Consider the following 26,569-nt stretch of genomic DNA (forward strand, 5'->3'; position numbering starts at 1 on the left):
CGACAAGGTGGCGGCTAGAGTTTCGTTTGGAAACCCTCAGAGACCGAGTTTTTTCGCTACCGCGTCTGCGATCCCCGCGAAGCGCGCGGCGAGGTCCCCATCAGGCACGTCGAGAACTGTAGGTCGGCCGGCGTCGCCGCCCTTGCGGAACGCGGCGTCCAGCGGCAGGGCACCGAGGAAATCAATGGACAGCCGCTCCGCCTCGGCCTTGGCGCCGCCCTCGCCGAACACCGGGCCGGTCATGTTCTCGATCAGGCCCAGGGTCGGCACGCAGACCTTTTCGAACAGCCGGTAGGCACGGCGGGCGTCGGCCAGGGCGACTTCCTGCGGCGTGGAGACGATGACGGCGCCGTCCAGCGGCGTCTTCTGGACCAGGGTCAGTTGCACGTCGCCGGTGCCCGGAGGCAGGTCGACGACGAGGATGTCGAGCGGGGCCTCTTCGCTGCCCCAGGCGGTCTGGGTCAGCATCTGGGTCAGGGCCTGGGACGCCATGGGCCCGCGCCAGATCATGGCGTCGTCAGCCTTGGTCAGCAGCCCGACGGACATGGCCTTGAGACCGTAGGCGACGTGTGGCTGGATCTTGCCATCACTGTATTCGGGCTTGCCCGCGATGCCCAGCATGGTCGGCAGGGACGGGCCATAGACGTCGGCGTCGAGGATGCCGACCGACAGGCCGCGCCCATTTCGTTGAATTTGGGCGAGGGCGACGGCCAGGTTGACCGCGACGGTGGACTTTCCGACCCCGCCCTTTCCGCTGGCGATGGCGAGCACGCGACGAACATGGGCGGGGCGGTCGGTGGCGACGGGAGCCTTCGGGCGGCCCTGATCGACGGCTTGCGGGGACAGGGAGGCGCGGCGGGGCGCGGGCGCGGTGACGGCCTCTGCCGTCATGATCACGAAGACCTTCGCCATGCCGGGCAGGGCTTTCAGTGCGGCCTCCGCTGCGTCGCGGACGGCGGCATACACGACGGTGTCGGCGGCCTTGACCTCCATCACGAAGCCCGCGCGATCTTCCGCGACGACCAGACCCTGGACCAGACCGGCGGCGACCAGCCCCTGTCCGGACTTCGGGTCGAGGACGCCGTCGAGCGCGGCGAGGACGTCGGAACGGTCGGGCAAGGCGGTCAGGTCCGGGTTGCGGGGGCGGGGCCTGCGTTCTATCGCCGGAGACCCCTGCCCGCGAGCGCTGATTTGTCCCGACCCCTCATCCAGCTAATCGCCGGCCCCACGGCCTCAGGCAAATCACGGCTGGCGCTTGAGTTGGCGCGCGAGACGGGCGCGGTGATCGTCAACGCCGACAGCCAGCAGCTTTACCACGATCTGCGCGTGCTGAGCGCCCGGCCAACGGCGGACGAGGAGGCTCTCGCGGAGCACAGGCTCTATGGCGTGGCCGACGCGGCCGATGCCTGGTCGGTGGGTCGCTGGACCCGGGCGGTCATGACCTTGCTGGTCGAGATGGATGGGCGACCGGTGGTGCTGGTCGGGGGGACGGGGCTATATTTCAGCGCCTTGACCGAGGGGTTGGCCGATATTCCCGACGTGCCCGCGGCCGTCCGCGCCGCCGCCGAACGGGTTTTCGACGCGGACGGAGAGGTCGCGTTCCGGCAACGGCTGGCGGAGATCGACCCCCGCGCGGCCGAAGCGATCGAGGTCGGCGACCGGCAGCGGCTGGTCCGCGCCCAGTCCGTCGCCACGCATACGGGCCGTGCGTTGAGCGATTGGCGGGCCGACACCAGGCCGTTGTTGCCACCGGGTTCATGGCGCGGTCTGGTCCTCGCGCCCGAGCGCGGCGCGCTCTACGCCGACTGCGACGCCCGGGTATCGCGGATGGTGGAAAACGGGGCGCTCGACGAGGTGCGTACCCTGGTCGCGCGCGGGCTGGACCCCGGCCTGCCGGCCATGAAGGCCGTGGGCGTGCGCGAGTTCGCGGCTCATCTGGTGGGCGAGACGACGCTGGAACAGGCCGTCGAAGCCACCCGGCAGGCGACGCGCAATTACGCCAAGCGACAGCTGACCTGGAGTCGGAACCGCATGAGCCAGTGGGGTCAGTCACCCGTCGACAGCTTGGTCCGATAAACAGCAACCGCGACCGGGTCACCGCATGAGGCCGCCGAGGGGCTTTGAATTTCGACTGAAACGCCCTATATCGGTGATGTCCGGGTTCGCCCGGACTATGGCGATAAACGCGCTTGTAATAAGCGGACCGGACCCGGGTGCGATTCCCGGCGGCTCCACCATTTCTTCCCAGCGTTATCGGCGGAGCGAGCATGGGGCCGACTAGCATCGACGGACGTGTAAAAAAGACTGCTTTCGCCCGTCCTGGCCCACCGTATCGGGCCATTTTCTAACTGCGAACGATAACTTCGCTGGAGAAGTCGCTCTCGCCGCATAAGCGGTTCGAGTGATTTCGAACACTTAAGTCCTCAGGGATCAGTTCCTGGGGCGGGGCCCGGAGGGCGCCTGCCAACAGAAGCCCTCCACCTTCCCCCATTTAAGGCGCCCTCCTCTCTTTCCTGGAAGGCGAGGGGGCGCCTGCCAACAGAAGCCCTCCACCTTCCCCCAATGACGCGCCCTCCCTTTCTTTTGAAGGATGAGGGGGGCCTGCCAACAGAAGCCTTGGCATTTTCACCACCTTGGCGCCTTTCGCCGGCCTTCGCGCACAGCTATCAGTCGCGGATCAACCGGGACCGCGCCATGGCCGACGAGACCCCGCCAGTCGACGAGATGCTCTACGAGCAGCTGGCGCAGGACGCCCTGCGCGGCGTCATCCGCTCGGCCCTCGAACGGGCGGCCCTGCCCGCGGGCATCCCCGGGGCGCACCATTTCTACGTTACCTTCAAGACACGCGCGCCGGGCGTTAGCGTGCCGCCCGACATCATGGCCAAATATCCGGACGAGATGACGGTCGTGCTCCAGCATCAGTACTGGGACCTGACGGTCGAGGCGACCCGTTTCTCGGTGATGCTGAAGTTCGGCGGCATGCCCAAGGTGCTGTCCATGCCCTACACCGCCGTGACGCGTTTCTATGATCCGTCGGTGCAGTTCCTGCTGCAGTTCGAGGCCCCCGCCACGATCGAGGAAATCGCCGTGGAGATCGCGGCGATGCCACCCGCCGAGGTCGAGCCCCTGGGCGGCGACGACGCGCCCAAGGTCGTGTCGCTGGATCAGTTCCGGAAGAAGTGACCCCTTCCCCTCCCCGCCGGTTCGGCTAACGTCGCCTTCAACTTGAGCGAGGATCCATGGGGCGGTTTCTGATCGCGGTTCTGTCGATGACGCTGGCGCTCGCAGCGCCGGCCTGCGCGCAATCGCCCGCCTCCAGCCCGGCCCCCAACCGCTTCGAAGGCTGGACCACGGCGGTGATCGCCGCCGACTGGCGCGACGGCGACGGCGATCCGATACTGGCCTTCGACAATGCCCGGCGAGATCTCGTTCGGGCATTGCAGACGGCGGGCTTGCCGCGCGAGACGATGGTCGACTACTCCCTGAACCCGCACCTCACCGATCCCGTGTCGGCGCAGGACGTGATGGACGGCGTGGCCGCTGCCGCTCAACGCGGACAGCGGGGCTGCGTGCTGTATTTGACGTCGCACGGTTCGCCCGAGGCCGTGGTCTTCGGCCCGGACGCGGAGCTGGCTCCCGCAGACATGGCCCGGCTGGTGCGCCGGTGGTGCGGTGCCCGGCCGACGGTGGTGATCGTCTCGGCCTGCTATTCGGGCATCTTCGTCAACGCGCTGGCGGCGCCCAACCGCATGATCCTGACGGCCGCCAGCCGCGAACGGACGTCCTTCGGCTGCGGCGCGCAGGAGACCTATCCGTGGTTCGACGGCTGCGTGCTGGAATCCCTGCCGAGCGCGACGGACTTTCTGGCGCTGGCGGCCAGCGCGCGCGCCTGCGTGGTCCTCAGGGAGGCCGAGGCGGGGGTCGAACTGTCCTCGCAGCCGCAACTGTTCGTGGGGGCCGAGATGCAGATCCGGCTGCCGACGCTGCGGTTCACGCGCCCCACCGGCTGAACAACCACTGGTGTCCACCCTTGAGAACGTATAGAGAACATTCATACGACGCAGGGAGGAACGACCATGCTGTCCGGAGGATGCCATTGCGGTGCCGTGCGCTATCAGATGACGGAGGAAGTGGCCCACCACGCCCTTTGCCATTGCACCGATTGCCGCAAGGCCAGCGGCGCGCCGGCCGTGGCCTGGGCGCTCGTCCCGACCGATCAGGTAATCATTACCGGCAGCCCACGCGCCTACGCCTCATCGGAGCAAGCGCTCAGGCATTTCTGTGGCGTGTGCGGGACCAGCCTGTTCTACACCAACGACGTCGTTTTTCCCGGCATGACCGACGTGCAGAGCGCCACGCTGGATACGCCCGACGCCCTGCCCCTCCAGGCCCAGATTCAGACGGCCGAGCGGATTGGATGGATGGCCACCGCGCATGACCTGCCGGCCTTCGACCGCTACCCCGGTCAACCCGCGGATTGACGTGGAAACACCCGGATCGTGATCCGCTCGCGCTCGCCCTCGCGGCGTTCGACCAGCAGCCGCGCGACCTGGGCATCGTCATGAAACAGATAGCCCTTGATGGCGTCGAGCAGTGCCTTGGCCAGGTTGTCGAGATCCATCAACGGCGGATCACCGACGTGCTCCATGACGATCTCGACGACGTAGTCCCCGTATGAGGGACGGAAGCGCCACTCCTTGCGCATGAACTCATAGACCAGCGGCTTGTAGTATTTGGCCTGGGTGGTCAGGCCGTCGATGGTGATCTCGACGGCGTCGCCGGTCTCCCGGGCGCGGACTTTGCCGATACCGATCCAGCCGGGGGTCATTCAGCCGTCCTCGCCCGCGCGCCTTGTTCGCCCGCCCCTCCGTGCTACACCGCAGCGCACCGCCCCGCCACGTCCGAAGAGCCCTTGCCGACCATGACGCACCGCACCGAAACCGACACCTTCGGCCCCATCGAGGTCGCCTCGGATCGCTACTGGGGGGCGCAGGCGCAGCGGTCACTGGGCAATTTCAAGATCGGCTGGGAGAAACAGCCCCTGCCGATCGTGCGGGCCCTTGGCATCGTCAAACGCGCCGCGGCCGAAACCAACATGGCGCTGGGCAAGCTGGACGCGAAAATCGGCGAGACCATCGTGTCGGCGGCCAATGAAGTCATCGACGGCAGGCTGAACGACCACTTCCCGCTGGTGGTGTGGCAGACCGGCTCGGGCACCCAGTCGAACATGAACGCCAATGAGGTGATCTCGAACCGGGCCATCGAGATGCTGGGCGGCGAGATAGGCTCCAAAAAGCCGGTCCATCCCAACGACCACGTCAATATGAGCCAGTCGTCCAACGACACCTTCCCGACGGCCATGCACATCGCCTGCGCCGAACAGGTGGTCAGCGATCTGCTGCCCGCGCTGAACCACCTGCATGCGGCGCTGAAGGCCAGGTCAGAGACCTGGACCCACATCATCAAGATCGGCCGGACCCACACCCAGGACGCCACGCCCCTGACGCTGGGCCAGGAGTTCGGCGGCTATGCCCAGCAGGTCGCCAACGGCATCGAGCGCATTGAACTGACCCTGCCGAAACTGATGGAATTGGCCCAGGGCGGCACCGCCGTCGGCACCGGCCTGAACGCCCCGATCGGCTTCGCCGAACAGGTGGCCGAGCGGATCTCCGCCATCACCGGCCTGCCCTTCGTCACGGCCCCCAACAAGTTCGAGGCCCTGGCCGCCCATGACGCCATGGTCTTCAGCCACGGGGCCATCAACACGGTCGCCGCGTCGCTGTTCAAGATTGCCAATGACATCCGCTTCCTCGGTTCGGGTCCGCGGTCCGGCCTCGGCGAACTGGCCCTGCCGGAGAATGAGCCGGGCAGTTCGATTATGCCGGGCAAGGTCAATCCGACCCAGTGCGAGGCCCTGACCCAGGTCTGTGTGCAGGTGTTCGGCAACCATGCCGCCGTGACCTTCGCGGGGTCTCAAGGGCATTTCGAGCTGAACGTCTACAACCCGGTGATGGCCTATAATTTCCTGCAGTCGGTCCGCCTGATGGCCGATGCGGCGATCAGCTTCACCGACAACTGCGTCGTCGGGATCGAGCCGCGCGAGGACAACATCAAGCGCGGCCTGGATAATTCGTTGATGCTGGTGACGGCCCTGAACGGCAAGCTGGGCTATGACGCCTGCGCCAAAATCGCCAAGACCGCCCACAAGAACGGCACGACCCTGCGCGAAGAGGCCGTCGGCGGCGGCTATCTGACCGACGCCGAGTTCGACGCGGCGGTACGGCCCGAGAAGATGATCTCGCCGGGGTGATGACCGCCCTCACCCGCCCCTACTGGATCGAGGCGCGGTTTGAGCGGCGCGAGGGGTGGGACGACACGGTCTATCCTTTCAACCTGGCGGCCGTGCGGTCGCGGCAAACGCTGGCGTTCCACCCCAATGTGACCTTCCTGGTCGGCGAAAATGGATCGGGCAAGTCGACGCTGATCGAGGCGCTGGCCGTGGCCTGGGGCTTCAATGCCGAGGGCGGGTCGCGGGACCACCAGTATTCGACGCGTGCCTCGCACTCGCCCCTGCATCGCTTCGTGCGGCCGGTGCGGTCGGCGCTCAAGGCACGGGACGGATATTTCCTGCGGGCCGAGAGCTTCTTCACGACGGCCAGCTATCTGGAGGAGTCAGGCACGAGCCGGGCGGGCCAGACCGGGCTGCATGAACAGTCGCACGGCGAGAGCTTCTTCAATCTGTTCGATAACCGTTTCATGGGCGACGGCCTGTACATCCTCGACGAGCCCGAAGCGGCCCTGTCTCCCAGCCGGCAGTTGTCCTTCCTGGCGCGGATGCACGAACTGGTGCGGATGCGATCACAGTTCATCATCGCCACCCATTCACCGATCATCCTCGGCTACCCCGACGCCTGGATCTATCAGGCGTCGCCGCAGGGGCTGGAGCGGATCGACTACGAGGACACCGAACACTATCAGATCACCCGCGGCTTCCTGAACCGGCGCGAGATCTATCTGGACGTGCTGCTCGCCGAGGAATGACCGGATCGATCCTGTCGGCGAGCACAGGTCGACGCGCCGGAAAGGCTCGCCGATCGAGCCGACCACTTCGAGGTGTTCGCGGATGGTGGACCGGTCTAGCATAGGCTGCTCCTGACGCTTTCGACGTCAGGTCATCGCGTAACCCTGCCAGGAGTTGCCTTATGGAGACGGCCATGGGCGAGCTGATCAACCTGAACCGCTTCCGCAAGGATGGTGCCAGGGCCGCAGCGAAATCGGCTGCCAGAACCAACCGCGCGGCCCATGGCCAGACCCGGGCTGACAAGATGAAGGCCGAGCGTGAACGCGCCGCCACCGACCGTCTGCTGGACGGCTCCAAGCTGGAGGACTGAGATTGACGGGTCCGCGAGATAACCCCCGCATCAAGCACGGCCTGATCCCCATCCTCGTCGCCATGCGGATGGCAGCCGAGCGCGAGCGACGCGAGGCCGAAACGGCGGAGAAGGCGGGTCTTCCGCCACCGCGAAAGAAGAAGCGCGGCTGGTTTGGCTAAACCACGGAGATCTTGGGCGCGCGGATCAACATGACCTGCCCGCCCAGCACCAGCAGCAGTCCCACCAGCGCGGGCCAGCCGAAGCGGGCCCCCTCGAACAGGGTGGAGACCAGCATGGCGATGGGCGGCGTCAGGGCGGAAATGTAGCTGGCCAGCGCATAGCCGCGGGTACGGGCAATCCAGAAATAGATGGCGAAGGCCACGACCGAGCCGAACACCGACAGATAGAGCAGCGACAGCAGATAGCCGGGCGTAGTGGCGATGCGCCATTCGACGCCGGTCGCCAGCCCGTAGATCACCAGCATGCCGGTGCCATAGGCCATGGCCCATGCCGTCGAGGACAGCACGGGCGAGCCTTCGCGCTGGCCGCGCCACGAGAAATAGTTGCCGAATGCCGAACTGACGACAGCCAGAGTGGCCATGCCGACGCCAATCAGGGCGCGGGCATCCATGTTCGCCGCGATGACCTCGCTGCCCGACAGGACCGCGACGCCGACCAGTCCGAGACTGGCCCCGCCCCAAGCAGCCGAAGAGGCTTTCTGCTTCGCCGCGACGCGGAACAGCACCAGATTCAGGAAGGCCAGCGCCGCGAAAATGACCGCCACGATGGCCGATGGGATCCGCTGTTCGGACTGGTAGACGAAGGCATACGAGACGGCGAAGACGAATGCCCCCTGCCCCATGGCGGCCAGATGCTGGGCCGGGTTGAGGCGGATCGGCAACCGCGCGACCAGACAGGCGACGAACAGAATGATGGCGGCGAGCCCGAAACGCCACACGACGGAGGCGATCGGGTCCACCGTCCCCAGTTGCCAGGTGATGGCGTACCAGGTCGTGCCCCAGATCAGGGCGCAGACCACGACCCCACCGATCGCCAGCGCGGCGGCGGACGACAGGCGCGGGGCCTTGGCTTCAGGCTGGGTTTCGGTGGGGGAGGTCACCGGCCCGAAATGGACCGCCGCGCGGGATCGGGCAAGCGGGTTGTGCGGCCTGATCCACACGCGCCGCCAATGGCGTCCGAAAGTCGCCGCAGAGGGTCAGGCGCGCAGCTTCAACCCGGCGCGGGTCTCGGCCGACACTGAATCATAGATGGTGGCGGGTCGGATCCTCAGCCGGGCACGAGCGGCGTCCAGCGGCTGTTCGAACAGGGCCTCATAGTCGAGAGCGGGCAGCCAGCGGGCGACCCGTCCATTGCGCCAGGCCTGCCAGGCGGCGCGGCGCGCGGGAACCGAACGGGCTTCCCGCTGGATTTCGCGCGCGGCCGCCCAGCCGATGAAAGCGAAGCCGAGATTGCCGGTCTGGGCGTGGGAGAAGGACACCACGCAGGCCTCGCCCAGGGCGTCGGTCTCATAGCCGGTCAGGACGTGCCAGATGTCATGCACGTCGCGGATGCGGCGCGAATACCAGATGACGGGATGGGGCGCGTCGACCAAGGGGCCGACCTTGCGCGCCTCGTCGGCCAGACCATCGGCGGTGAACCCCCGGGCCTCGCGGAAGGCGCGGTACTCCGCGCCGACGGTGCCGGGCGCGAACCGCGCCAGCCAGACGGGGTCGTCCAGCTTGTGGGCCAGCTCCTCTCGCATGAAGGCCTGACGTCCGCCCTCCATCGTCTTGAGCATGCGATCATAGCCACGGGCGATGGAGCGACCCGACAGCGCCCTCATGATCTCGAACACCTGAGTGGTGTCTTCCTTGTCCCGAATCAACTTTCGAAAGGCGCGGAACGCCTTCATCGGCTCCAGCTTCTGCGGGCGCAGGCGATCGACCCGGTCGAATTCAGCGGTGGCGGTCATGACGGCATCCTGCCCCGAGGGCGGAGCACTATAACCCGATCCCGTTAACAGGTGAACGTCGATCATGAAGTGGGCATGGCGCGTCGGCGCGACATCGCGCTAGGGTGCCGCGCATGCTGAAGAAGCGGTCCGTATCCCTGTCCGGCCATGCCACCTCGGTGGCGCTGGAACCCGCTTTCTGGGTGGTGCTCGACGCCGTGGCGACCGACCTGGGCCTGACCCGGGCGGGCATGATGAAGCGGATCGACGAGACGCGGGGCCGCACGCCCCTGGCCTCCGCCTGTCGTCTTCTGGCGCTGGCCTGGGCGGGCGGCGACAGATCCTTCACGACCATTTGACAGCCGAACGCCGCGAGCGCCTGCTGAACTGCGTTCGGAGAGAAGACCATGGTCGACAATCGATTGATTCCGGCGGCGGCGCTCGGCGGCCTGCTGGGTCTAGGCCTGATCGGGGCCGGTGCCTTCATCGGACAGGGCGTGGTCAATGCCCGCGTCGGCGACCGCGCCGTCACCGTGCGCGGCGTGGCCGAGCGTAACGTCGAGGCCGATCTGGCCGTCCTGCCGGTCCGGTTCACGGCATCAGGCGACGTGCTGTCCGAGGTGCAGACGCGCATCGACGGCGATCTGGCCATCGTCCGCCGCTTCCTGACCACGCAGGGTTATCCAGCCGAAGCGGTGTCGCTGGGAAGGCTGGAGGTCGCGGATACGCGCTCGCGCGAATACGCCAGCCAGACGGGCGGGCCCCGCTTCATCCTGGCCCAGACGGTGATCGTGCGGACGACCGACGTGGCCCGGGTTCAGGCAACCACCCGCGCGCTCAATGACCTGGTGCGTCAGGGCTTGGTGCTGCAGGACTTCAACGGCGCGACCTATCGCTTCACCAGACTGAACACCGTCCGCCCCGCCATGATCGCCGAGGCGACCGCCGCCGCAAGGACGGGTGCCGAGCAGTTCGCCAAGGACTCCGGCGCGCCGCTCGGTCCCATCCGTCAGGCGACGCAGGGGTCATTCGAGTTCCTGTCGCGCGACGAGATCGGCGACGAAAGCCAGTCCCCGGACAAGAAGGTCCGGGTCGTGACCACCATAAGCTACCGCCTGCGCTGAGGATCAGTTCGCCGGTGCGGGACCAGGCGACGGCAGTGTCGGCGGTTCCATGTTCGGCAGGTCCGGCATCTTGGGCGCTTCCATGGCCGGCAGGTCGACGTCGACGTCGACGTTGGTGTCCTTGCCGTCCATGCTCATGCCGCCTCTCGAGAAGACGACGAAGGCGATGACAACGACCACCAGCAGCAGGCCGCCGACCAGGAAGCCGATCCAGCTACTGCTGCCGCTGCCGCTGCCGCCGCCGCTGCCGCTGCCTGACGGCGGATTGTTGATGGTGGTGTTGTGAACGACCTCAGGCCGCTCCGAGGGGGGGATGTTGGGATCGGTCATGGTTCAGCCTCCAGTTCCGGGAACGGCCGGGGCGGAAACCTCCGGCAGGTTGACGTCGACATTGACGTCCTTGGTTTCCGGCGTGCCGCCTCGCGCGAAGACGAAATAGGCGACGATGGCCAGAACGACGACGATGCCGCCGACGATGAAGGCCAGCCCGACGTTGCCGCCTCCGCGGCTATTGTTGGTCTCGACCATGGATTTCTCCCAGCCCCGTGTTGACGATGACAGCGGAACGGCGGTCAGGCTTGGCGGTTCCGCAAGCGCCTGTGCACGGCGGCGCTGACATCAGGCCTCGTGCCCCTTATGTTCTACCGATGAGTCTCCCCGACACCCCTGCCCCGCGTATCTCCGACCTCGCGCGTTCGCGCGGCCCCGGCGGGGCCGAAACGCCGACCGCCGACTATCTGGCCGGCCTGAACCCAGAGCAGCGCGAGGCGGTCGAGACGGTGGACGGCCCGGTGCTGGTGCTGGCCGGAGCGGGCACGGGCAAGACGCGGGTACTGACCACGCGGCTGGCGCACATTCTGGCGACCGGTCGGGCACGGCCGTGGGAGCTGCTGGTCGTCACCTTCACCAACAAGGCCGCGCGCGAGATGCGCGAGAGGATCACCCGTCTGATCGGCCCATCGGCCGAGGGGCTTCGCTGGCTGGGGACCTTCCACTCGGTGGCGGCGCAGATCCTGCGGCGGCATGCGGAACTGGTCGGGCTGAAATCCACCTTCACCATCCTCGACACCGACGATCAGGAGCGGGTCTGCAAACAGGTGCTGGAGGCCCAGAATCTCGACACCAAACGCTGGACGCCCAAGTCCTTGAACGGCCTGATCGATCACTGGAAGAACCGGGGCTGGACACCGGAGAAACTGCCGCCGGGCGAGGATTTCGCCGATGGAAAGGGCCACGCCCTCTACGCCGCCTATCAGGCCCGGCTGGTCAGCCTGAACGCCTGTGATTTCGGCGATCTGTTGCTGCACAATCTGACCATCCTGTCGAGACATGCGGATATCGCAGAGGAATACCGTCGCCGGTTTCGCTACATCCTGGTCGACGAATATCAGGACACCAACGTCGCCCAGTACCTGTGGCTGCGGCTGCTGACGGCCTCCACCGGCAATGTCTGCTGCGTCGGCGACGACGACCAGTCGATCTATGGCTGGCGCGGCGCGGAGGTTGACAACATCCTGCGCTTCGAGCGGGACTTTCCCGGCGCCAAGGTCGTCAGACTGGAGCGCAACTATCGGTCGACGCAGCATATACTCGGCGCGGCATCAGGCTTGATCGCGGCCAACCGGGACCGGCTGGGCAAGACCCTTTGGACCGAGGATCTGAGCGGCGACAAGGTGCGGGTGCGCGGGGTCTGGGACGGCGAGGCCGAGGCCCGGCTGGTCGCTGACGAGATCGAGACCGCCCGGCGGGCGGGCATGGCCTACAAGGACATGGCGGTGCTGGTGCGCGCCTCGTTCCAGATGCGGGCGTTCGAGGAGCGGTTCGTGCTGCTGGCCGTGCCTTACAAGGTGATCGGCGGGCCGCGCTTCTTCGAACGGGCCGAGATCCGCGACGCCCACGCCTATCTGCGGCTGATCCTGAGCGAGGACGACGATCTCGCCTTCGAGCGGATCGTCAATGTGCCCAAGCGCGGCATCGGCGACACCAGCGTGCAGAAGGTGCTGCAGATCGCGCGGCTGTCGAGCCGCTCGGCCATGGCTGCGGTGCGCGACCTGATCGTCTCGGACGAGCTACAGGCGCGGACCCGGACCGCGCTGTCGAACTTCGTGCGCGACATCGACCGCTGGCGCGCCCTGACCCAGACCACGACCCACTGGGAGCTGACCGAGGCCGTGCTGGAGGAGAGCGGCTACACCGACATGCAGAAGGCCGACCGCGCGACCGGCCAGACGCGGCTGGATAACCTCAAGGAACTGACGCAGTCCATGCAGGCGTTCGAGACCCTGCCGGCCTATCTGGAGCACGTCTCGCTGGTGATGGACCTGGATCGCGGCGGCTCGGATGACGCGGTGCAGATCATGACCTTGCACGGGGCCAAGGGGCTGGAGTTCCCGCTGGTCTTTTTGCCCGGCTGGGAGGAAGGCGTCTTCCCCAGCCAGCGCAGCATCGACGAAAAGGGCGAGAAGGGCCTCGAGGAGGAACGCCGCCTGGCCTATGTCGGCGTCACCCGGGCCAAACAGGACGCGCGGATTTCGTTCGCCGCCAACCGTCTGGTCTACGGCCGCTGGACCTCGCAACTGCCCAGCCGCTTCGTCGATGAACTGCCCATCGCCCACGTCGAGGCCGAGAGCGACACCGGCTACTACGGTGTCACGCCGGGCATGAAGGACGCCAAATCCCGCTGGGACGAGATGCCAACCTTCGGGGCCGGCTATTCCTCACCCGGCTGGAAGCGGGCCCAGAGCTTCACCGCCGCCAAGACCCCCGACGCCCGGTCCGCGCGGCATACGCTGATCGAGGGTGACGGCAGGCTGGTGGCGACGGCCGACCCCAAGGCGGGCGGCGGCTGGTCAAAGGGCGAGCGCGTGTTTCACCAGAAATTCGGTTACGGCGCGGTCACGGGGATCGAGGGCAACAAGCTGCTGGTCGAGTTCGAAAAGGCGGGCGAGAAGAAGGTGATCGACACGTTTGTAGAGAAGGCTTGATGCGCGCTGTTTTGGCGGCCTTGGTGCTGGCCTCGACGGCAGCTTCAGGGCCGACCGATGCGCAGGAGCTGCTGCGGTCTGACCTTACGTTGTGGAACGGAACGGACGACGACAATCTCTATCCCAGGCATTTCTCCGATCCGGACGGCTCTTTCGGGTGCGTCAGTAACATCCCTTTCGGCGACTACCGACTGGTGCCGATCAGCGTGGACGGGAGCGAGGACGCGGGTGTGCCAAACCCGTCCAGCCGATGTCCTGACCGAGCCCGCCCCCAGTCTGTGGGAGCGGATCGCCTCGGGCGTGCCCATCCCCATGCTGACCAGTGCCGTGATCGGACCGGTCTTCGCGCCGCTGCAGGAAGAGACGCCGGTGCTGCGGCTGGTCTGGCTGCCGGCGTAAGCGACGATCCTGGCCCTGGTGGTCTTCCGCATCGACCGGCTCTGGCGGGTCTGGCCGACGGCGATCGCGCTGGCGATCCTGGTCGGAGGGCTGATGGCGCTGGCCACTGTCCTGTCCGTGCTCAGGGCGATGGGATCAGGGATGCGCGAAGGTTGGCGGCCGCTGGGTTTCCTGGCCGCCTTCGTGTTGCTCAACCTGTCCGAGAGCATCCTGCTGAGCCATCAGAGCCTGCCCTGGGTGCTGTTCCTGGCGGTGCTGACCCGGTCGATGCTGCCGTCATCCACAGCCGAGGCTGTGCCGCTTGCCCGGACGACGCGGCGGGCCTACCAGACCGGCTCCCGAATCGCCGCACAGTATCCGCATGGGCCAGTCCGCCGACCTCCTTTCGCTGTTCGATGACGAGCCGACGCAACCGCGCCCGGCCGAACCCGTCGCCACGCCTGAACCCGCCCTGACGCCGCAGGCCGCCGCACGGAAGCCGGAACCGGAACCGCTCAGCGCGCCCTTGCCCGCCGCCCCCTCGGCGCCGCCCCTGCCCGGCAACTATTCCGCCTCCTCGATCGAGGTGCTGGAAGGGCTTGAGCCGGTCCGCAAACGCCCCGGCATGTATATCGGCGGCACCGACGAGCGGGCCCTGCATCACCTGTTCGCCGAGGTCCTCGACAACGCCATGGACGAGGCCGTGGCCCGCCATGCCAAGCTGATCACGGTCGATCTCGACGCCGACGGCTGGCTGTCGGTCAAGGACGACGGTCGCGGCATTCCGGTTGACCCCCACCCCAAACACCCCGGTAAGTCGGCGCTGGAAGTGGTAATGACGGTGCTCCACTCGGGCGGCAAGTTTTCCGGAAAAGCCTATGAAACATCAGGCGGTTTGCACGGCGTCGGTGTCAGTGTCGTCAATGCGTTGAGCGAGCGGCTGGACGTCACGGTCTGGCGCGATGGCCATGAGTGGACACAGTCGTTCAGCCGCGGACTGCCGCTCGGTTCGATCGTCCGGGGCGGCACGTCCAAAAAGAAGGGCACCCTGATCCGGTTCAAGCCGGACGAGGAGATCTTCGGTGTCGGGGCGGCGTTCAAACCGGCACGTCTGTTCCGCATGGCGCGGTCCAAGGCCTATCTGTTCCGGGGCGTCGAGATCCGCTGGACCTGCGCCGCTGAACGGATCACCGACCACACCCCGACCGAGGCCGCGTTCCACTTTCCCAACGGCCTGGCCGACGCCCTCGCCGAGCGGATCGGCGACCTGGAGACGGTCACCCCGGCCTTCTCCGGCCGCGTCGAGCGAAAGGGTGAAGCCGGGGCCGTCGAATGGGCCGTGACCTGGTCGCCGATCGGCTTCGGCGAGGCGGACGGCTTCGTCTCGTCCTATTGCAACACCGTCTCGACGCCCGATGGCGGCACCCACGAGGCCGGTTTCCGCGCCTCCCTGGTCAAGGGGCTCAAGGCTTACGGCGAACTGGTCAAGGAAAAGCGCGCCGACCTGATCACGGCCGAGGACGTCATCGCCAACGCCGGGTCCATGATCTCGGTCTTCATCCGCAACCCGGAATTCCAGGGCCAGACCAAGGACCGGCTGTCCTCGGCCGACGCCCAGCGGCTGGTCGAGCAGTTGATGCGCGATCCGCTGGATCATTGGCTGACCGAGAGCCCCAAACAGGCCAACACCCTGCTGGGCTTCGTCATCGAGCGGGCCGAGGACCGGCTGAAGCGGCGCAAGGACAAGGAGGTCCAGCGGGCCCAGGCCACACGCAAGCTGCGCCTGCCCGGCAAGCTGTCGGACTGTTCGCGCCAGTCGGCCAACGGCACCGAACTGTTCATCGTCGAGGGCGACTCGGCCGGCGGCTCGGCCAAACAGGCGCGCGACCGCACCACCCAGGCCATCCTGCCGCTGCGGGGCAAGATCCTGAACGTCGCCAACGCCACAGCCGACAAGCTGCGTGCCAATATCGAGCTGACGGATCTGGCGCTGGCGCTGGGCGTGCAGCCCGGCAGTCGCTTCAACATTGAGGACCTGCGCTACGAGCGGATCGTCATCATGACCGACGCCGACGTGGACGGGGCCCACATCGCGGCGCTGCTGATCACCTTCTTCTACCGCTCCATGCCCGAGACGATCCGTCAGGGCCGGCTGTTCATGGCCCTGCCCCCGCTCTACCGGATCAGCGCCGGGCCGTTGTCGGAGTACGCCCGCGACGACGCCCACCGCGACGAACTGCTGGCCACCGTCTTCAAGGGCAAGAAGACCGAGATCGGCCGGTTCAAGGGCCTGGGCGAGATGATGGCCTCCCAGCTCAAGGAGACCACCATGGACCCGAAAAAGCGCACCCTCGCGCGGGTCACCGTCCCGGCCTCGGAAGACGAAATCGAGGACCTGGTCGAACGGTTGATGGGCAAGAAGGCGGAGGCGCGGTTCCAGTTCATCCAGGACAATGCGCAGTTCGCGGTGGCTGATCTGGACGTGTAGTTCAGCAGGTCGTTGGCATCCCGTAGCGCCCCACCACGGCGGTGGTGTTCGCCCCGTTCAGGTTGAGCACCGTCAGGCGATCGTATTCCAGTCCGGCATGTCTGCGGCGGCTGCGAAGCCGAGCGCGCGCGCGGTCAGCGGGAAGGTATGGCTGTGACCGACGATCAGGACGTCGCCGTGAGCAGGACGAGGGCGGCCGTCAGCAGCCGGCTCTTCATCGTCGACTCTTCAGTCTGCTTCACTGTACGGCGCGTTCTCCATCCGGCAAGACGAAGGCCGGTTCGCCGCTGACCTCCGCATAGACGGAACTCAGGTCCTCGAAGACGCGGTTCCAGGCGAAGCGTTCAACCGTGCGGAGGCGGGCCGCGGCGCCGATGGCCTCGATGTCGCGGGCGAAAAGGGCCTCGATGGCGGCGGCGTAATGGGCGGGATTCGCGCTCTTCGCCAGTTGGCCGACCGTGTCGTCGACCGTCTCCTTGACCCCGCCGGAGTTCACCCCGACGACCGGGCGGCCACAGGCCATGGCCTCCAGCACGATCAGGCCGAACGGCTCCTTGTCGTTGGCGTGCACGAAGGCGTCGCAGGAGGCGATGATCTTGGCCACGGCCTTGGGGTTGGCCTCGTACGGCAGGGAAATGACCCGCTCTTCCGCCGGCATCCTCGAGCCCGCCCCGACCAGGACGAGATAGTAGGGATCGCCCAGCCTCTGGACGGCCTCGATCAGGACATCGATGTTCTTCTCGCGTGCCGGACGTCCCGCGAAGCAAAGCAGGCGCGCCGACGCGGGCAGGTCCAGCTTTTTCAGCAGCCAGTCGCGGTCACGACGGTCCGGGCGGAAGGTGTCGATCTCGACGCCCAGCGGGCGGATCACGATATTGCCGACCCCCGCCTCTTCAAGCCGCCGCGCGATGAAGCGGCTGGGCGAGACGACCTTGTCGAACTGGCCGAACAGGCGCGCCCAGCGTTTCTCGACCGGCTTCTTGGCCCATTCACCGAAATGCAGGGCCGCGAGCCCGGCGGGGTCGGAATGGCAGAAGCCGACGACGGGACAACCCGCGCGCTGCCCGGCCTCGAGCGCCCCCTGCCCCGGCGTATAGGGATCGCCGGCTTCGATGATCGAAGGGTTCAGCGACGCCACCCAGGCCCCCCAGCGGCGCACCGAAGTGGGCCAGCGATAGCCGTCGCCGAACGGCAGCTTGGTCGCGTGAAGTTGCACGATCCCGTCATCCCCCGCCCTGTGGTGCGCGCCCGGCACGACCAGCGAGTGCGTCACGCCGGGTCGATTGGCCTCCAGCCAGCCCTTCTTGGACAGCAGGTAGCGTTTCACCCCGCCCGAGCGGGGGGCATACAACATCGTGGTGTCGACCAGCCGCGGACGACCGTCCTCGCCCGCGATCTTCGTGGCCGTCAGGGTTTCCGAGACTTCCTCGTCCCAGCCGGGAATCATGCGCAGTTCGCCTTCCTGGACCTCCAGCCCGGCCAGGTTCATCAGCTCGCGTTCGGCGGCGCTGATGCTGGACGCGCCGATGCGTTTGACGCGCTTCTGAATCCGGCGGGCCTTGCGGACCTTCGACATATGCGACTTGACCATCACCGCGCCCTAGACCCGGACCCGGCCAAGCTCAAGTGTCATCCGTCACCGGAGGGTCTGCGGCCGGCGTGATGCCCCGCCGATGCAGGGCGTCTCGCAGCAAAATCTCCAGTTGTGCGTTGACCGAGCGCAGCTCGACGGCGGCCAATCGCTCGACCGCCGCCATCACGCCCGGTGAGGCGCGCATCAGGAATGGCTTCCTCGGCCGCGCCATGTCAGCCCCTTGATTGATATTATTATGATATCATAACGATCACACATCGTGCAATAGCCGCGCTTCCCGACCGCTGGACGCCGTGTCCAACGGCCTTGCATTCGCCTCAAATTCGAGAAACTTGAAGCAGGTTGGCATGGTCCCTGTTAGAGGACGGCTGGCGTGTCTGGCGTGTCGTCCACTGGGGTTTCTTCCGAATGCGTATTCTACTCGCGACCGCGGTGGCGATCGCTCCCCTGATGGCCGCTTCCGGAGCCATGGCCGAGGTGGTGATCAGCACCGCCCGCACGACGCCGATCACGACGTCCAACGCGACGGGCACGGGTCCTGACTCGATCCGCATCGCCTCTGGCGGCGCGCTCAACATCAGCGGCGGTACAGCCGTGACGATAAATTCCAGCCACGGCATCGACATCGACTCCGGCGGCTCGATCGTCATGGCGAACACCCCGAGCGGTTCGATCGGCATTCTGGTCAACGGTGGCAATACCGGGGACGTGACCATAGGCGGCAGCATCGGCCTGTCCGACGACATCACCCCTGACACGGATACGGACACGGACAACGACGGTGACATCGACGGCCCGACGGCGAATGGTTCCGGCCGCTACGGCGTTCGCGTCGTGGGCGCCGCGCCGCTGGTCGGAAACATCTTCGTGGAAAGCACGGGTGTCATCACCGTCGACGGTAACGCTTCCTTCGGCATCTCGGTCGAAGCGCCCCTGACGGGCAATCTGGACGTCCGCGGTGCCGTCAACATCGTCGGCGACAACAGCTACGCCATTCGGACGACCGGCCCGATCAGCGGAAAGGTGCAGTTGATCGGCGCGATCACCGCGCGCGGACAGAACACCGTGGGAGCCTCGATCGAAGGCGACGTCAATGGCGCGCTGGTCGTCGAATCAACCATCACCTCGACTGGCTATCGCTACTCCAGCCGGCCGGCCGAACGGCCGGTCGGTTTCACCGAAACACCGCAGAACGACGCGAATTTCCTCTTCGTTGACGAGCTCGACCCGGACGATCTTCTGCAAGGCGGGCCGGCGCTTCGCGTGGCCGCCAACGTGGCTGGTGGCGTCATCCTGGACGTTCCGCCAACATATTCCGCGAACGGCATCGAAGGCGACGACGACGTCGATGGCGTGAGAAACGGCGACGAGGACGACGACAGTGACGGCGTCCCGAACCGGACCGACCCCGATCGGGACGGAGACGGCGTGCCCGACACGTCGGAAAGCAGTTCGGCCATCACCAGCTTCGGCTCAGCGCCAGCCGTTGAGATCGGCTCGGCCACGCGCGCGATCTCCCTCGGCGCGGTCGGCGTGGGACGCGACGCCTACGGCTTCATCAACCGGGGCTCCATCGTCGCTCAGGGCGTCTACGACGGCGTCGACGCCAACGCCGTGGTCATCGGCGGCAATGCGGGCCAGACGGTCACGATCGCCGGCGGCGTCCGCAACGACGGCAGCATGGCGGCGCTGGCCATAGACGGCAGTGCGACCACCCTGCGCATCGGGCAAGGCGTGACGGCGTCTCTACTTTTCAACGGCGGCACCATAACCGCGGGCGTTTCGAGCGAACTCGGCGCGACCAGATCGACGGGCATCCGCATCGACGCGGGCGCGACGGTGAACACCCTGACCAACGCCGGTTCCATTCTCGCCACGGCCAGCGGCGGGACCAGCAATATTTTCGCCATCCGGGATCTCAGCGGCACGCTGACCTCCATCACCAACACCCGCTCCATTCAAGCGACGCTGAACAGTAACGAGGACGGGGATCCCATCACCGGGACGACGACCGCGATCGACGTCAGCGCGAACACCACAGGCGTGTCGGTGATTCAATCGGGCGTCGCCTCCACGCCGTCGACCGCCAACCCCGACACCGACGCCGACGGTGTACCGGACAGCGCTGAACCCCTCATCGTCGGCGCGATCAGGCTCGGATCGGGCGCGGACACCTTGGACATCCGCAATGGCCTGGTGCTTGGCGACATCGCTTTCGGTGCCGGCGCGGACCGCCTGTTGATCTCCGGTGGCGGCGTCGTCCGCGGTGCTGTGTCCGACTCGGACGGTGCCCTTTCGATCAATGTGACGAACGGCACGCTGGATGCGCGCCAGACCACCCGGACCAACATCACCAGCCTGAACGTCGGTGCTGACGGCGATCTGATCGTCACCGTGGATCCGGCCAGCAGCACGGCGGGCGGCTTCAACGTCTCGGGAACGGCGACCCTGGCGACGGGCGCCGGGCTGGGCGTTCGGTTTGCCTCGCTGCTGAGTGCGCCCGGCCGGTTTGTCCTGATTGACGCGACCACGTTGAACTTCGGCACGATCGACCTGGGGTCGATCGAAGCCAACTCGCCCTATCTCTATGTGGTCCAGGCCGGCGCCAATGTGCCAGCCGGCGACGTCTTCGTCGACGTCCGCCAGCGCACGGCGAGCGAAGCCGCGCTGATCTCTTCAGAGGCAGCCTTCTACGATTCCTTCTATTCGTCGATCAGCGATCCCGACGCCGTCACCATCCGCAACGTCTTCCTTGCCCAGGCGGGCCGGGACGACTTCATCAACCTTTACGAACAACTGCTGCCGGATCACTCGGGCGGTCCCCTGCTGTCGCTGGCCTCAGGCGTTGACGCCGTCACCCGCGCCCTGACCGGCCGCAACGCCGCAGCCGCGCCGGGCGAGACCAGCGCCTGGGTGCAGGAAATCAATTTCTATGCCGACAAGGACAAGACCGAGACCTACGGCTTTCGTTCGGAAGGCTTCGGCGTCGCCGGAGGCATCGAGCGCGGCACCGGACTGGGCAACGTCGGCCTGACGATGGCGTTCACCTCGTCCGACCTTGAGGATCCAGAGTCCGAGGCCGAAGAGGTCTTGTCGGCCAGCTTGGTGGAACTCGGCCTCTACTGGCGCGCCCAAGGCCAGTACTGGACGACATGGGCGCGTGGTGCCGCCGGCTATGCCTCGTTCAACTCCGAGCGCCGTCTGGTCGGTGCCGGCCTGAACCTGTCCAATGAATCCGACTGGAACGGCCTCACGTTTGCGGTCGCAGGCGGCGCGTCATACGAGCGCAACTTCGGTCGCTTCAGTGTGCGTCCCGAAGTCTATGCCGAGTATTTCGCGCTCCGCGAGGACGGCCACGTCGAAGAGGGCGGCGGCGACGGCTTTGATCTCGAAATCGATGACCGCGACGGCCACCTGTTCTCGGCTACGGCAGCGATCAACCTCGGGATGTCGATGGAAGAAAACAACTGGCTGCGGCCAGAAGTTCGCGTCGGCTGGCGTCAGAACATCTCGATCAATCCGGGCGAAACCATCGGCCGTTTCCGCTCTGGTGGTCCAGACTTCAACCTGGACGGCGGCTCCATTGAAGGAGGCGGTCCGATCGTTGGTTTCCGCCTCAACATCGGCAACGAACTGGGCATGCTGTCGATCAATGCCGACGCCGAGATGATCGAGGACTATATCCGCTTCATGCTGTTCCTGCGGGCCAGCTTCCGGTTCTAGGTCGGGGAGTGATTTGGACGGGCGGCTAGCTCAGCTGGTCAGAGCACCTCGTTTACACCGAGGGGGTCGGGGGTTCGAACCCCTCGCCGCCCACCAAGCCACCGACGCCGGGAGTTTCGAGCCATGATCCTTTTGAAACGCGCCGCCGCCTTCGCGATCGTCGTCGGCGGGTCGCTGATGCTGCAGGGCTGTCTGGTCGGCGCGGTCGTCGGCACGGCCGGGGCGATCGTAGGCGGCGCGGCCCAGGCCACCGGGGCCGTGGTCGGTGCCGGCGTCGACGCGGTCACCACCTCGGACGAGGAAACCAGGGCCAAACGCGAGCGCGAACAGCGCGCCCAGGAACGCGAACGGCGCCGGTGCGAACAGCGCCAGCGTCAGGGCCGCGACTGTTGACCTATAGGGTCAGCACGCATCGCTCGTGAATCGTCGGACGGGCCACGGCGATGCGGCACAGACCCGGCCATTCGGGCTTCAGCCGGTCGGCGAACCACAGGCACAGGTGTTCGAGCGTAGGCAACTCCAGCCCAGGCTTGTCGTTCAGCAGGCCGTGATCCAATTCCTCAGCGGTGGCCTTCAGCGCGCGGTCCAGCGCGCCGAGGTCCGCGACCCAGCCGTGGCCATCCAGCGCCTCACCCCTCACGGTCGCCTCGACCGAGAAGGAATGGCCGTGCATGCGCCGGTACGGACTGCCGTCCGGCTCGTTGGGAAAGTGGTGGGCCGCGTCGAACGTGGCGGACTTGGTGATCTCGAAAACGCTCATCTGACGCCGATGTATTTGTGGGTCTGGACGCTGAGCCGCCATTTGGGACGGGTCAGACAATAGTCGATGGCCGCCGCCGTATTGGCCGTCTGGTCCGGGCCGTCCATGGGCTGGAGCCAGAAGCGGTCGAAGGCCAGGTGTTCGAACCGGTCCGGCATGGCGGCGGGTTGCGGGAAGACCAGCTTCAGTTCCTGTCCCGCCGTCTGGACGACCGGCGCGTCGGCCTTGGGGCTGACGCAGATCCAGTCGATGCCCTCCGGAGCCGCGAGGGTGCCGTTGGTTTCCACGGCGATCTCGAAGCCTCGCCCATGCAGGGCCTCGATCAGGGTCGGGTCGAGTTGGAGCAGGGGTTCGCCGCCGGTGCAGACGACCAGCCTGGGGTCCCCCGCCCGTCCTCGCCAAAACGAGGAGACATGATCGGCCAGGGCGTCGGCGGTGGCGAACTTGCCGCCCCCATCGCCGTCCACGCCGACGAAATCGGTGTCACAGAAGGTGCAGACGGCGGCTGCGCGGTCCCGCTCCAGCCCGTTCCACAGATTACATCCTGCGAAACGCAGGAAGACGGCGGGGCGTCCGGCCTGACCGCCCTCGCCCTGCACCGTCAGAAAGACCTCCTTGGCCGAATAGGTCATGCGGCCAACCATTGGGCATGTCCCGCGGCGCGCAGTTCGCAGGCCGGGCAGTCGGCGCAGCCGTAGCCCCAGGCGTGGCGATGTTCGCGGTCGCCGCGATAACAGGTGTGAGACGCCTCGACGATCAGGTCGACGAGGCCGTGTCCGCCGATCTCATTCGCCAAGGCCCAGGTCTGGGCCTTGGTCAGCGCCATCAGCGGAGTTTCGATGACGACCGGCTTGTCGAGCCCGAGGGACAACGCGCGCGCCATGGCGTCGATGGTCTCGCGGCGGCAGTCGGGATAGCCGGAGAAGTCGGTCTCGCACATGCCGCCGACCAGAACGTCGAGGCCGCGGCGATCCGCCAGCGCGGCGGCGCAGGCCAGGAACACCAGATTGCGGCCGGGCACGAAGGTCGTGGGCAGGCCGCGCGCGTCCATTTCAATGGCGCGCTCGCTGGTCAGGGCGCTGTCGGCGATGCGGCCATAGCCGGTCAGATCGACCACGTGGTCCGGTCCAAGCCGATCCGCCTGTGCCGGCAACACCCCGGGAATGCCGTCGCGCACCGCCAGTCTGGCCTGCATCTCGACCGCATGCCGCTGGCCATAGTTGAAGCCCACGGTTTCGACCCGGGCAAATCGCTGGAGCGCCCACGCCAGACAGGTCGCGCTGTCCTGCCCGCCCGAGAACAGGACGAGAGCGGAACGGGCAGATGTCGGCGCGGTATCGGTCATGACAAACCTGCGGTCGGCCTGCCGGCCGCGCGCATGCGAAAGGGTGGGGGTGTCTCGGTACGGGCGCGCCTTCTACACCAAGGCGAGCGTCAGGGCAAAAAGGCCGAATGCCTGAACAATCCGCCTCTTAACCAATACGCAAATGGTTTGTCCGATGTTCAGGTCTTCTCACTGGAGTTTCGGCCAGTATGCCGACGATCGAGGATTTGACGGAGCGCGCCGAAGCGGTGTCGCCTCGGACGCTGGGGAGCGAAGTATTCGCGCTTTTCGAAGCGAACCCTGACATCCTGGTTGTGCCGGTAGTCGAGAACGACCTCCCGATAGGCCTGATCGAGCGCAATACCTTCCTGCTGAAGGTCGCCGGCACCTTTGGCCACGCCCTCTATGCGCGGCGCCCGATCCTGCACGTCATGGATGCCGAGCCGGCCGTGGTCGAGGCCGGCGTCGCCATCGACGCCTTCTGCGACACCCTGCTGAAGAGCGGCCCCGGTGCCCTCATGCGCGGCTTCATCGTCACGCGCGACGGGCGCTATCAAGGCGTCGGCACGGCCGTGTCCCTGCTGCAGGCCGTCAACGAACACCAACGCCGCAAGAACGCCGAACTCGCGGAACAGGCACTCGCGCTGACAGACACCAAGACCCAGGCGCTGATGTCCGCCCGCGCCAAGAGCCAGTTCCTGGGCATCATGAGCCACGAATTGCGAACGCCGATGAACGGCGTCCTGGCGGTCGCCGAACTGTTGCGTCGCCAGCCGCTGGGTCCCCAGGGCCACGCGCACGTCAACACGATCATAGAATCCTCCGAGACCCTGCTGCGCATCCTTCAGGACGCGCTGGACCTGTCCCGGGCCGAGGCCGGCGAACTGGAAATGCATCCGGAGCCCACCCCCCTGCGGGCTCTGATGGATGACGTTCAGGCGATGTGGGCCCCGCGCGCTTCGCAGGACGACATCACCCTGATGATCAGCTACGAGGGCGACACCGAACTGGCCGCCGTCATCGACGGCATGCGGCTGAAGCAGGTGTTCAACAATCTGATCGGCAACGCGCTGAAATTCGCCCGCAACGGGGTCGTCGAAGCCAGCCTGAAGGCCACGGCACAAGGCGGCCGTATCGCCCTGGAGGCCCGTATCCGCGACGACGGTCCGGGCGTCGATCCCGAGCGCGTGGACGAGATATTCGAACCCTTCGTGCATGGGTCCGGACCGGACGGTGCGGGCCTGGGTCTGGCCATCTGCCGTCAGGTCATGGACCGCATGGGCGGCCGGATATGGGCCGTGAACAACGCGGGTCGGGGCGCGACCTTCGCCTTCGACCTGTCCGTCGAGCGGACGGAGGTCGAGGCCGCCGCGACGTCGAACGTCGAGAGCCTGGGCGACCTGAACCTGCTGTCTAATCCGCATATCCTGATCGTCGACGACAACGCCACCAACCGCGTGGTCGCTCAGGCCCTTTGCGAGATGTTCGGTTGTACGTCCGAGACCGTCGAAGACGGCCTGGGAGCTCTGAGTGCCGTTCAGGAACGCTGCTTCGACCTGATCCTGATGGACATCAAGATGCCTCGCATGGACGGCGTCCAGGCGACCCAGGCCATTCGCGCGCTGGACGGCCCGGCCGGCCGCACACCCATCGTCGCCCTGACCGCCAATGCCGATCCGGACGACGCCAGGAAGTATCTCGCGGTCGGCATGGCGGCCGTGGTCGAGAAACCGATCAAGCCCGAACGCCTGCGGATGGCGATGAACGCCGCCCTGGAACAGGCCGCCGCCTCGCTGCGTGCCGGTCAGCAGGCGCCGGGACCGGAACGGCTGTCGGCTTAGCCGACCAGTTCGGACGGTGCCTCGTCGTCTTCCTCATCATAACCCACCAGTCTCAGCGCCCGGGCGACCTGCCCCTTCAGTTCGCACCAGCGCAACAGACCCTCTTCCCGCCCGTGAGTGATCCATATCTCCTGCGGCTTAAGCTCGGCGAAGGTCGCCGTCAGTTCAGGCCAGTCGGCGTGGTCGGACAGGACCAGCGGCAGTTCCACCCCCCGCTGGCGCGCGCGCGCCTTCACCAGCATCCAGCCAGAGGCGAAGGCCAATACCGGATCGGCGAAACGGCGCGCCCAGCGGTCCTGCGTCGCTGACGGCGGCGCGATCACGACCTCGCCGCCCAGCGCATTGGGCTTCAGGCCCGTGGCCGGCAGCAGCGGTCCCAGATCGACCCCCTCGCGCTCATACAGCCGGTTCAGCCGTTCCAGCGCGCCGTGGACGTAGATCGGCCGGTCCCAACCTGCTTCGCGCAACAGGCGGATGACCCGCTGCGCCTTGCCCAGAGCATAGGCCCCCACCAGATGCGCCCGGTCCGGAAACTGACGCAGGGACTGAACCAGACGGCCGATCTCCTCCGTGTCCGGCGGATGAGTGAAGACCGGCAGACCGAAGGTCGCTTCCGAAATGAACACGTCGCACGGCACGGGTTCGAACGCCGCGCAGGTCGGATCGCGGCGGCGCTTGTAGTCGCCCGAGACCACCATGGTGACACCCCTCGACCGGATCACCGCCTGGGCGGAGCCCAGCACGTGACCGGCAGGGACCAGGGTGACCTCGACGCCGTTCAGTGTCGTCGTCTCGCCATAGGCCGCAGCCTGCTCTCGTTCCGTGAAATCCAGGCCGTAACGTTCCGCCATGATGGCCAAGGTCTGGCGCGTGGCCAGAACGGCGCCGTGGCCCGCCCGCGCATGGTCGGAATGGCCGTGCGTGACCACGGCCCGGTCCACCGGCCGCACGGGATCGACGTAGAAATCACCCGGCGGGCAATACAGGCCGGCGGGGGTCGGTCTCAGCAGGTCCTCGAAACGCATCATG

At 66.8% G+C, this 26,569-nt stretch carries 29 protein-coding genes, 1 tRNA gene and 1 other RNA gene; 19 read left to right on the forward strand and 12 right to left on the reverse strand.

The annotated features are described in order from the left end of the window. Window positions 1–36 precede the first annotated feature (36 nt). Entirely contained in the window at window positions 37–1,119 is a 1,083-nt protein-coding gene (locus ACESMO_RS09300; RefSeq protein WP_372707881.1) for a P-loop NTPase, read from the reverse strand. A gap of 72 nt (window positions 1,120–1,191) precedes the next feature. Here ACESMO_RS09300 and miaA point away from each other — a divergent pair, with 72 nt between their 5' ends. The 5 genes from miaA (at window position 1,192) to ACESMO_RS09325 (ending at window position 4,481) form a co-directional block, all read left to right on the forward strand. Continuing rightward, window positions 1,192–2,076: a tRNA (adenosine(37)-N6)-dimethylallyltransferase MiaA gene (gene miaA, locus ACESMO_RS09305; RefSeq protein WP_372707882.1), complete on the forward strand. Its 885-nt coding sequence runs from the start codon at window positions 1,192–1,194 to the stop codon at window positions 2,074–2,076. Window positions 2,077–2,115: 39 nt separating this feature from the next. Then, window positions 2,116–2,482, forward strand: a transfer-messenger RNA (tmRNA) gene (ssrA, locus tag ACESMO_RS09310). Window positions 2,483–2,694: 212 nt separating this feature from the next. After that, window positions 2,695–3,183 (forward strand): SspB family protein, encoded by a 489-nt coding sequence (locus ACESMO_RS09315; protein WP_372707883.1) that lies wholly within the window; start codon window positions 2,695–2,697, stop codon window positions 3,181–3,183. Window positions 3,184–3,239: 56 nt separating this feature from the next. Continuing rightward, window positions 3,240–4,010, forward strand: coding sequence for a C13 family peptidase (locus ACESMO_RS09320; RefSeq protein ID WP_372707884.1), 771 nt, complete (start codon window positions 3,240–3,242; stop codon window positions 4,008–4,010). 66 nt (window positions 4,011–4,076) lie between these two features. After that, complete coding sequence (locus ACESMO_RS09325; protein WP_372707885.1) at window positions 4,077–4,481, forward strand: GFA family protein; 405 nt, start codon at window positions 4,077–4,079, stop codon at window positions 4,479–4,481. Here the strand turns inward: ACESMO_RS09325 and ACESMO_RS09330 are convergent. Next, the gene (locus tag ACESMO_RS09330) at window positions 4,466–4,828 is read right to left on the reverse strand and encodes a RusA family crossover junction endodeoxyribonuclease (RefSeq protein WP_372707886.1); all 363 of its coding nucleotides are present in this window, start codon (window positions 4,826–4,828) and stop codon (window positions 4,466–4,468) included. The genes ACESMO_RS09325 and ACESMO_RS09330 overlap by 16 nt on opposite strands. A gap of 93 nt (window positions 4,829–4,921) precedes the next feature. On the opposite strand from ACESMO_RS09330, the gene fumC reads away from it, so the two are divergent. The 4 genes from fumC to ACESMO_RS09350 all read left to right on the forward strand — a co-directional run bounded on the left by fumC (window position 4,922) and on the right by ACESMO_RS09350 (window position 7,552). Then, window positions 4,922–6,310 carry a class II fumarate hydratase gene (fumC, locus tag ACESMO_RS09335; protein WP_372707887.1) on the forward strand — a complete coding sequence of 463 codons (1,389 nt, stop codon included), beginning with the start codon at window positions 4,922–4,924 and terminating at the stop codon, window positions 6,308–6,310. Continuing rightward, window positions 6,310–7,041 carry an AAA family ATPase gene (locus tag ACESMO_RS09340; protein ID WP_372707888.1) on the forward strand — a complete coding sequence of 244 codons (732 nt, stop codon included), beginning with the start codon at window positions 6,310–6,312 and terminating at the stop codon, window positions 7,039–7,041. Before fumC ends, ACESMO_RS09340 begins: the two co-directional genes overlap by 1 nt. A 173-nt stretch (window positions 7,042–7,214) precedes the next feature. Further along, window positions 7,215–7,391 (forward strand): DUF4169 family protein, encoded by a 177-nt coding sequence (locus tag ACESMO_RS09345; RefSeq protein WP_372707889.1) that lies wholly within the window; start codon window positions 7,215–7,217, stop codon window positions 7,389–7,391. A gap of 2 nt (window positions 7,392–7,393) precedes the next feature. Continuing rightward, window positions 7,394–7,552, forward strand: a complete 159-nt coding sequence (locus ACESMO_RS09350; protein WP_372707890.1) for a hypothetical protein — start codon at window positions 7,394–7,396, stop codon at window positions 7,550–7,552. Here the strand turns inward: ACESMO_RS09350 and ACESMO_RS09355 are convergent. Both ACESMO_RS09355 and ACESMO_RS09360 read right to left on the reverse strand, forming a co-directional pair. Beyond that, the gene (locus ACESMO_RS09355; protein ID WP_372707891.1) at window positions 7,549–8,493 is read right to left on the reverse strand and encodes a DMT family transporter; all 945 of its coding nucleotides are present in this window, start codon (window positions 8,491–8,493) and stop codon (window positions 7,549–7,551) included. The genes ACESMO_RS09350 and ACESMO_RS09355 overlap by 4 nt on opposite strands. Window positions 8,494–8,589: 96 nt before the next feature. After that, window positions 8,590–9,345, reverse strand: coding sequence for a Coq4 family protein (locus ACESMO_RS09360; protein WP_372707892.1), 756 nt, complete (start codon window positions 9,343–9,345; stop codon window positions 8,590–8,592). A 113-nt stretch (window positions 9,346–9,458) separates the two neighbouring features. Here ACESMO_RS09360 and ACESMO_RS09365 point away from each other — a divergent pair, with 113 nt between their 5' ends. Continuing rightward, window positions 9,459–9,683 carry a ribbon-helix-helix domain-containing protein gene (locus tag ACESMO_RS09365; protein WP_372707893.1) on the forward strand — a complete coding sequence of 75 codons (225 nt, stop codon included), beginning with the start codon at window positions 9,459–9,461 and terminating at the stop codon, window positions 9,681–9,683. 48 nt (window positions 9,684–9,731) lie between these two features. Further along, the gene (locus tag ACESMO_RS09370) at window positions 9,732–10,448 is read left to right on the forward strand and encodes an SIMPL domain-containing protein (protein ID WP_372707894.1); all 717 of its coding nucleotides are present in this window, start codon (window positions 9,732–9,734) and stop codon (window positions 10,446–10,448) included. Window positions 10,449–10,451: 3 nt separating this feature from the next. On the opposite strand, the gene ACESMO_RS09375 is transcribed toward ACESMO_RS09370, so the two are convergent. Together ACESMO_RS09375 and ACESMO_RS09380 are read right to left on the reverse strand one after the other, a co-directional pair. Next, window positions 10,452–10,778 carry a hypothetical protein gene (locus ACESMO_RS09375; protein ID WP_372707895.1) on the reverse strand — a complete coding sequence of 109 codons (327 nt, stop codon included), beginning with the start codon at window positions 10,776–10,778 and terminating at the stop codon, window positions 10,452–10,454. Between the two features lie 3 nt (window positions 10,779–10,781). Further along, window positions 10,782–10,976: a hypothetical protein gene (locus tag ACESMO_RS09380; RefSeq protein WP_372707896.1), complete on the reverse strand. Its 195-nt coding sequence runs from the start codon at window positions 10,974–10,976 to the stop codon at window positions 10,782–10,784. A 119-nt stretch (window positions 10,977–11,095) separates the two neighbouring features. Between ACESMO_RS09380 and ACESMO_RS09385 the strand changes: the two genes are divergently transcribed. The 4 genes from ACESMO_RS09385 to parE all read left to right on the forward strand — a co-directional run bounded on the left by ACESMO_RS09385 (window position 11,096) and on the right by parE (window position 16,298). Continuing rightward, window positions 11,096–13,432 (forward strand): ATP-dependent helicase, encoded by a 2,337-nt coding sequence (locus tag ACESMO_RS09385; RefSeq protein WP_372707897.1) that lies wholly within the window; start codon window positions 11,096–11,098, stop codon window positions 13,430–13,432. A 228-nt stretch (window positions 13,433–13,660) separates the two neighbouring features. Continuing rightward, entirely contained in the window at window positions 13,661–13,831 is a 171-nt protein-coding gene (locus ACESMO_RS09390) for a hypothetical protein (RefSeq protein WP_372707898.1), read from the forward strand. Between the two features lie 18 nt (window positions 13,832–13,849). Next, window positions 13,850–14,230, forward strand: a complete 381-nt coding sequence (locus ACESMO_RS09395) for a hypothetical protein (protein ID WP_372707899.1) — start codon at window positions 13,850–13,852, stop codon at window positions 14,228–14,230. Then, window positions 14,193–16,298, forward strand: a complete 2,106-nt coding sequence (gene parE, locus ACESMO_RS09400; RefSeq protein ID WP_372707900.1) for a DNA topoisomerase IV subunit B — start codon at window positions 14,193–14,195, stop codon at window positions 16,296–16,298. Before ACESMO_RS09395 ends, parE begins: the two co-directional genes overlap by 38 nt. Window positions 16,299–16,536: 238 nt before the next feature. Here parE and ACESMO_RS09405 read toward each other — a convergent pair whose 3' ends face one another. Both ACESMO_RS09405 and ACESMO_RS09410 read right to left on the reverse strand, forming a co-directional pair. After that, window positions 16,537–17,889, reverse strand: a complete 1,353-nt coding sequence (locus tag ACESMO_RS09405) for a glycosyltransferase (RefSeq protein ID WP_372707901.1) — start codon at window positions 17,887–17,889, stop codon at window positions 16,537–16,539. A 31-nt stretch (window positions 17,890–17,920) separates the two neighbouring features. Next, window positions 17,921–18,076 carry a hypothetical protein gene (locus ACESMO_RS09410; RefSeq protein ID WP_372707902.1) on the reverse strand — a complete coding sequence of 52 codons (156 nt, stop codon included), beginning with the start codon at window positions 18,074–18,076 and terminating at the stop codon, window positions 17,921–17,923. Between the two features lie 224 nt (window positions 18,077–18,300). Between ACESMO_RS09410 and ACESMO_RS09415 the strand changes: the two genes are divergently transcribed. The 3 genes from ACESMO_RS09415 to ACESMO_RS09425 all read left to right on the forward strand — a co-directional run bounded on the left by ACESMO_RS09415 (window position 18,301) and on the right by ACESMO_RS09425 (window position 22,008). Next, window positions 18,301–21,615, forward strand: coding sequence for an autotransporter outer membrane beta-barrel domain-containing protein (locus ACESMO_RS09415; protein ID WP_372707903.1), 3,315 nt, complete (start codon window positions 18,301–18,303; stop codon window positions 21,613–21,615). A 19-nt stretch (window positions 21,616–21,634) separates the two neighbouring features. Next, window positions 21,635–21,711, forward strand: a tRNA-Val gene (locus tag ACESMO_RS09420). 27 nt (window positions 21,712–21,738) lie between these two features. Then, complete coding sequence (locus tag ACESMO_RS09425) at window positions 21,739–22,008, forward strand: hypothetical protein (protein WP_372707904.1); 270 nt, start codon at window positions 21,739–21,741, stop codon at window positions 22,006–22,008. A 1-nt stretch (window position 22,009) separates the two neighbouring features. On the opposite strand, the gene ACESMO_RS09430 is transcribed toward ACESMO_RS09425, so the two are convergent. From ACESMO_RS09430 to queC, 3 genes are read right to left on the reverse strand one after another with little or no spacing between them, the layout of a single operon-like run. Continuing rightward, a complete protein-coding gene (locus ACESMO_RS09430) occupies window positions 22,010–22,375 on the reverse strand; it encodes a 6-pyruvoyl tetrahydropterin synthase family protein (RefSeq protein WP_372707905.1) in 366 nt (121 codons plus the stop codon). Next, on the reverse strand, window positions 22,372–23,007 hold the full coding sequence (gene queE / locus ACESMO_RS09435; RefSeq protein ID WP_372707922.1) for a 7-carboxy-7-deazaguanine synthase: 636 nt from the start codon (window positions 23,005–23,007) through the stop codon (window positions 22,372–22,374). Before queE ends, ACESMO_RS09430 begins: the two co-directional genes overlap by 4 nt. Beyond that, a complete protein-coding gene (queC, locus tag ACESMO_RS09440) occupies window positions 23,004–23,720 on the reverse strand; it encodes a 7-cyano-7-deazaguanine synthase QueC (RefSeq protein ID WP_372707906.1) in 717 nt (238 codons plus the stop codon). Before queC ends, queE begins: the two co-directional genes overlap by 4 nt. Before the next feature lie 188 nt (window positions 23,721–23,908). Here queC and ACESMO_RS09445 point away from each other — a divergent pair, with 188 nt between their 5' ends. Further along, window positions 23,909–25,540, forward strand: a complete 1,632-nt coding sequence (locus ACESMO_RS09445; RefSeq protein WP_372707907.1) for a response regulator — start codon at window positions 23,909–23,911, stop codon at window positions 25,538–25,540. Here the strand turns inward: ACESMO_RS09445 and ACESMO_RS09450 are convergent. Then, window positions 25,537–26,568, reverse strand: a complete 1,032-nt coding sequence (locus ACESMO_RS09450) for a ligase-associated DNA damage response exonuclease (RefSeq protein WP_372707908.1) — start codon at window positions 26,566–26,568, stop codon at window positions 25,537–25,539. The genes ACESMO_RS09445 and ACESMO_RS09450 overlap by 4 nt on opposite strands. Between the last annotated feature and the right edge of the window lies 1 nt (window position 26,569).

This window comes from Brevundimonas sp. (assembly GCF_041688735.1).
Lineage (GTDB): Bacteria > Pseudomonadota > Alphaproteobacteria > Caulobacterales > Caulobacteraceae > Brevundimonas.

Bases quoted from the DNA above. Each gene is read 5' to 3' on its own strand.
- ACESMO_RS09315 (WP_372707883.1), top strand. From the start codon at position 2,695: ATGGCCGACGAGACCCCGCCAGTCGACGAGATGCTCTACGAGCAGCTG.
- ACESMO_RS09320 (WP_372707884.1), top strand. From the start codon at position 3,240: ATGGGGCGGTTTCTGATCGCGGTTCTGTCGATGACGCTGGCGCTCGCA.
- ACESMO_RS09325 (WP_372707885.1), top strand. From the start codon at position 4,077: ATGCTGTCCGGAGGATGCCATTGCGGTGCCGTGCGCTATCAGATGACG.
- ACESMO_RS09330 (WP_372707886.1), bottom strand. From the start codon at position 4,828: ATGACCCCCGGCTGGATCGGTATCGGCAAAGTCCGCGCCCGGGAGACC.
- fumC (WP_372707887.1), top strand. From the start codon at position 4,922: ATGACGCACCGCACCGAAACCGACACCTTCGGCCCCATCGAGGTCGCC.
- ACESMO_RS09340 (WP_372707888.1), top strand. From the start codon at position 6,310: ATGACCGCCCTCACCCGCCCCTACTGGATCGAGGCGCGGTTTGAGCGG.
- ACESMO_RS09345 (WP_372707889.1), top strand. From the start codon at position 7,215: ATGGGCGAGCTGATCAACCTGAACCGCTTCCGCAAGGATGGTGCCAGG.
- ACESMO_RS09360 (WP_372707892.1), bottom strand. From the start codon at position 9,345: ATGACCGCCACCGCTGAATTCGACCGGGTCGATCGCCTGCGCCCGCAG.
- ACESMO_RS09365 (WP_372707893.1), top strand. From the start codon at position 9,459: ATGCTGAAGAAGCGGTCCGTATCCCTGTCCGGCCATGCCACCTCGGTG.
- ACESMO_RS09370 (WP_372707894.1), top strand. From the start codon at position 9,732: ATGGTCGACAATCGATTGATTCCGGCGGCGGCGCTCGGCGGCCTGCTG.
- ACESMO_RS09375 (WP_372707895.1), bottom strand. From the start codon at position 10,778: ATGACCGATCCCAACATCCCCCCCTCGGAGCGGCCTGAGGTCGTTCAC.
- ACESMO_RS09380 (WP_372707896.1), bottom strand. From the start codon at position 10,976: ATGGTCGAGACCAACAATAGCCGCGGAGGCGGCAACGTCGGGCTGGCC.
- ACESMO_RS09385 (WP_372707897.1), top strand. From the start codon at position 11,096: ATGAGTCTCCCCGACACCCCTGCCCCGCGTATCTCCGACCTCGCGCGT.
- parE (WP_372707900.1), top strand. From the start codon at position 14,193: ATGGGCCAGTCCGCCGACCTCCTTTCGCTGTTCGATGACGAGCCGACG.
- ACESMO_RS09405 (WP_372707901.1), bottom strand. From the start codon at position 17,889: ATGGTCAAGTCGCATATGTCGAAGGTCCGCAAGGCCCGCCGGATTCAG.
- ACESMO_RS09410 (WP_372707902.1), bottom strand. From the start codon at position 18,076: ATGCGCGCCTCACCGGGCGTGATGGCGGCGGTCGAGCGATTGGCCGCC.
- ACESMO_RS09415 (WP_372707903.1), top strand. From the start codon at position 18,301: ATGCGTATTCTACTCGCGACCGCGGTGGCGATCGCTCCCCTGATGGCC.
- ACESMO_RS09425 (WP_372707904.1), top strand. From the start codon at position 21,739: ATGATCCTTTTGAAACGCGCCGCCGCCTTCGCGATCGTCGTCGGCGGG.
- ACESMO_RS09430 (WP_372707905.1), bottom strand. From the start codon at position 22,375: ATGAGCGTTTTCGAGATCACCAAGTCCGCCACGTTCGACGCGGCCCAC.
- queE (WP_372707922.1), bottom strand. From the start codon at position 23,007: ATGACCTATTCGGCCAAGGAGGTCTTTCTGACGGTGCAGGGCGAGGGC.
- queC (WP_372707906.1), bottom strand. From the start codon at position 23,720: ATGACCGATACCGCGCCGACATCTGCCCGTTCCGCTCTCGTCCTGTTC.
- ACESMO_RS09445 (WP_372707907.1), top strand. From the start codon at position 23,909: ATGCCGACGATCGAGGATTTGACGGAGCGCGCCGAAGCGGTGTCGCCT.
- ACESMO_RS09450 (WP_372707908.1), bottom strand. From the start codon at position 26,568: ATGATGCGTTTCGAGGACCTGCTGAGACCGACCCCCGCCGGCCTGTAT.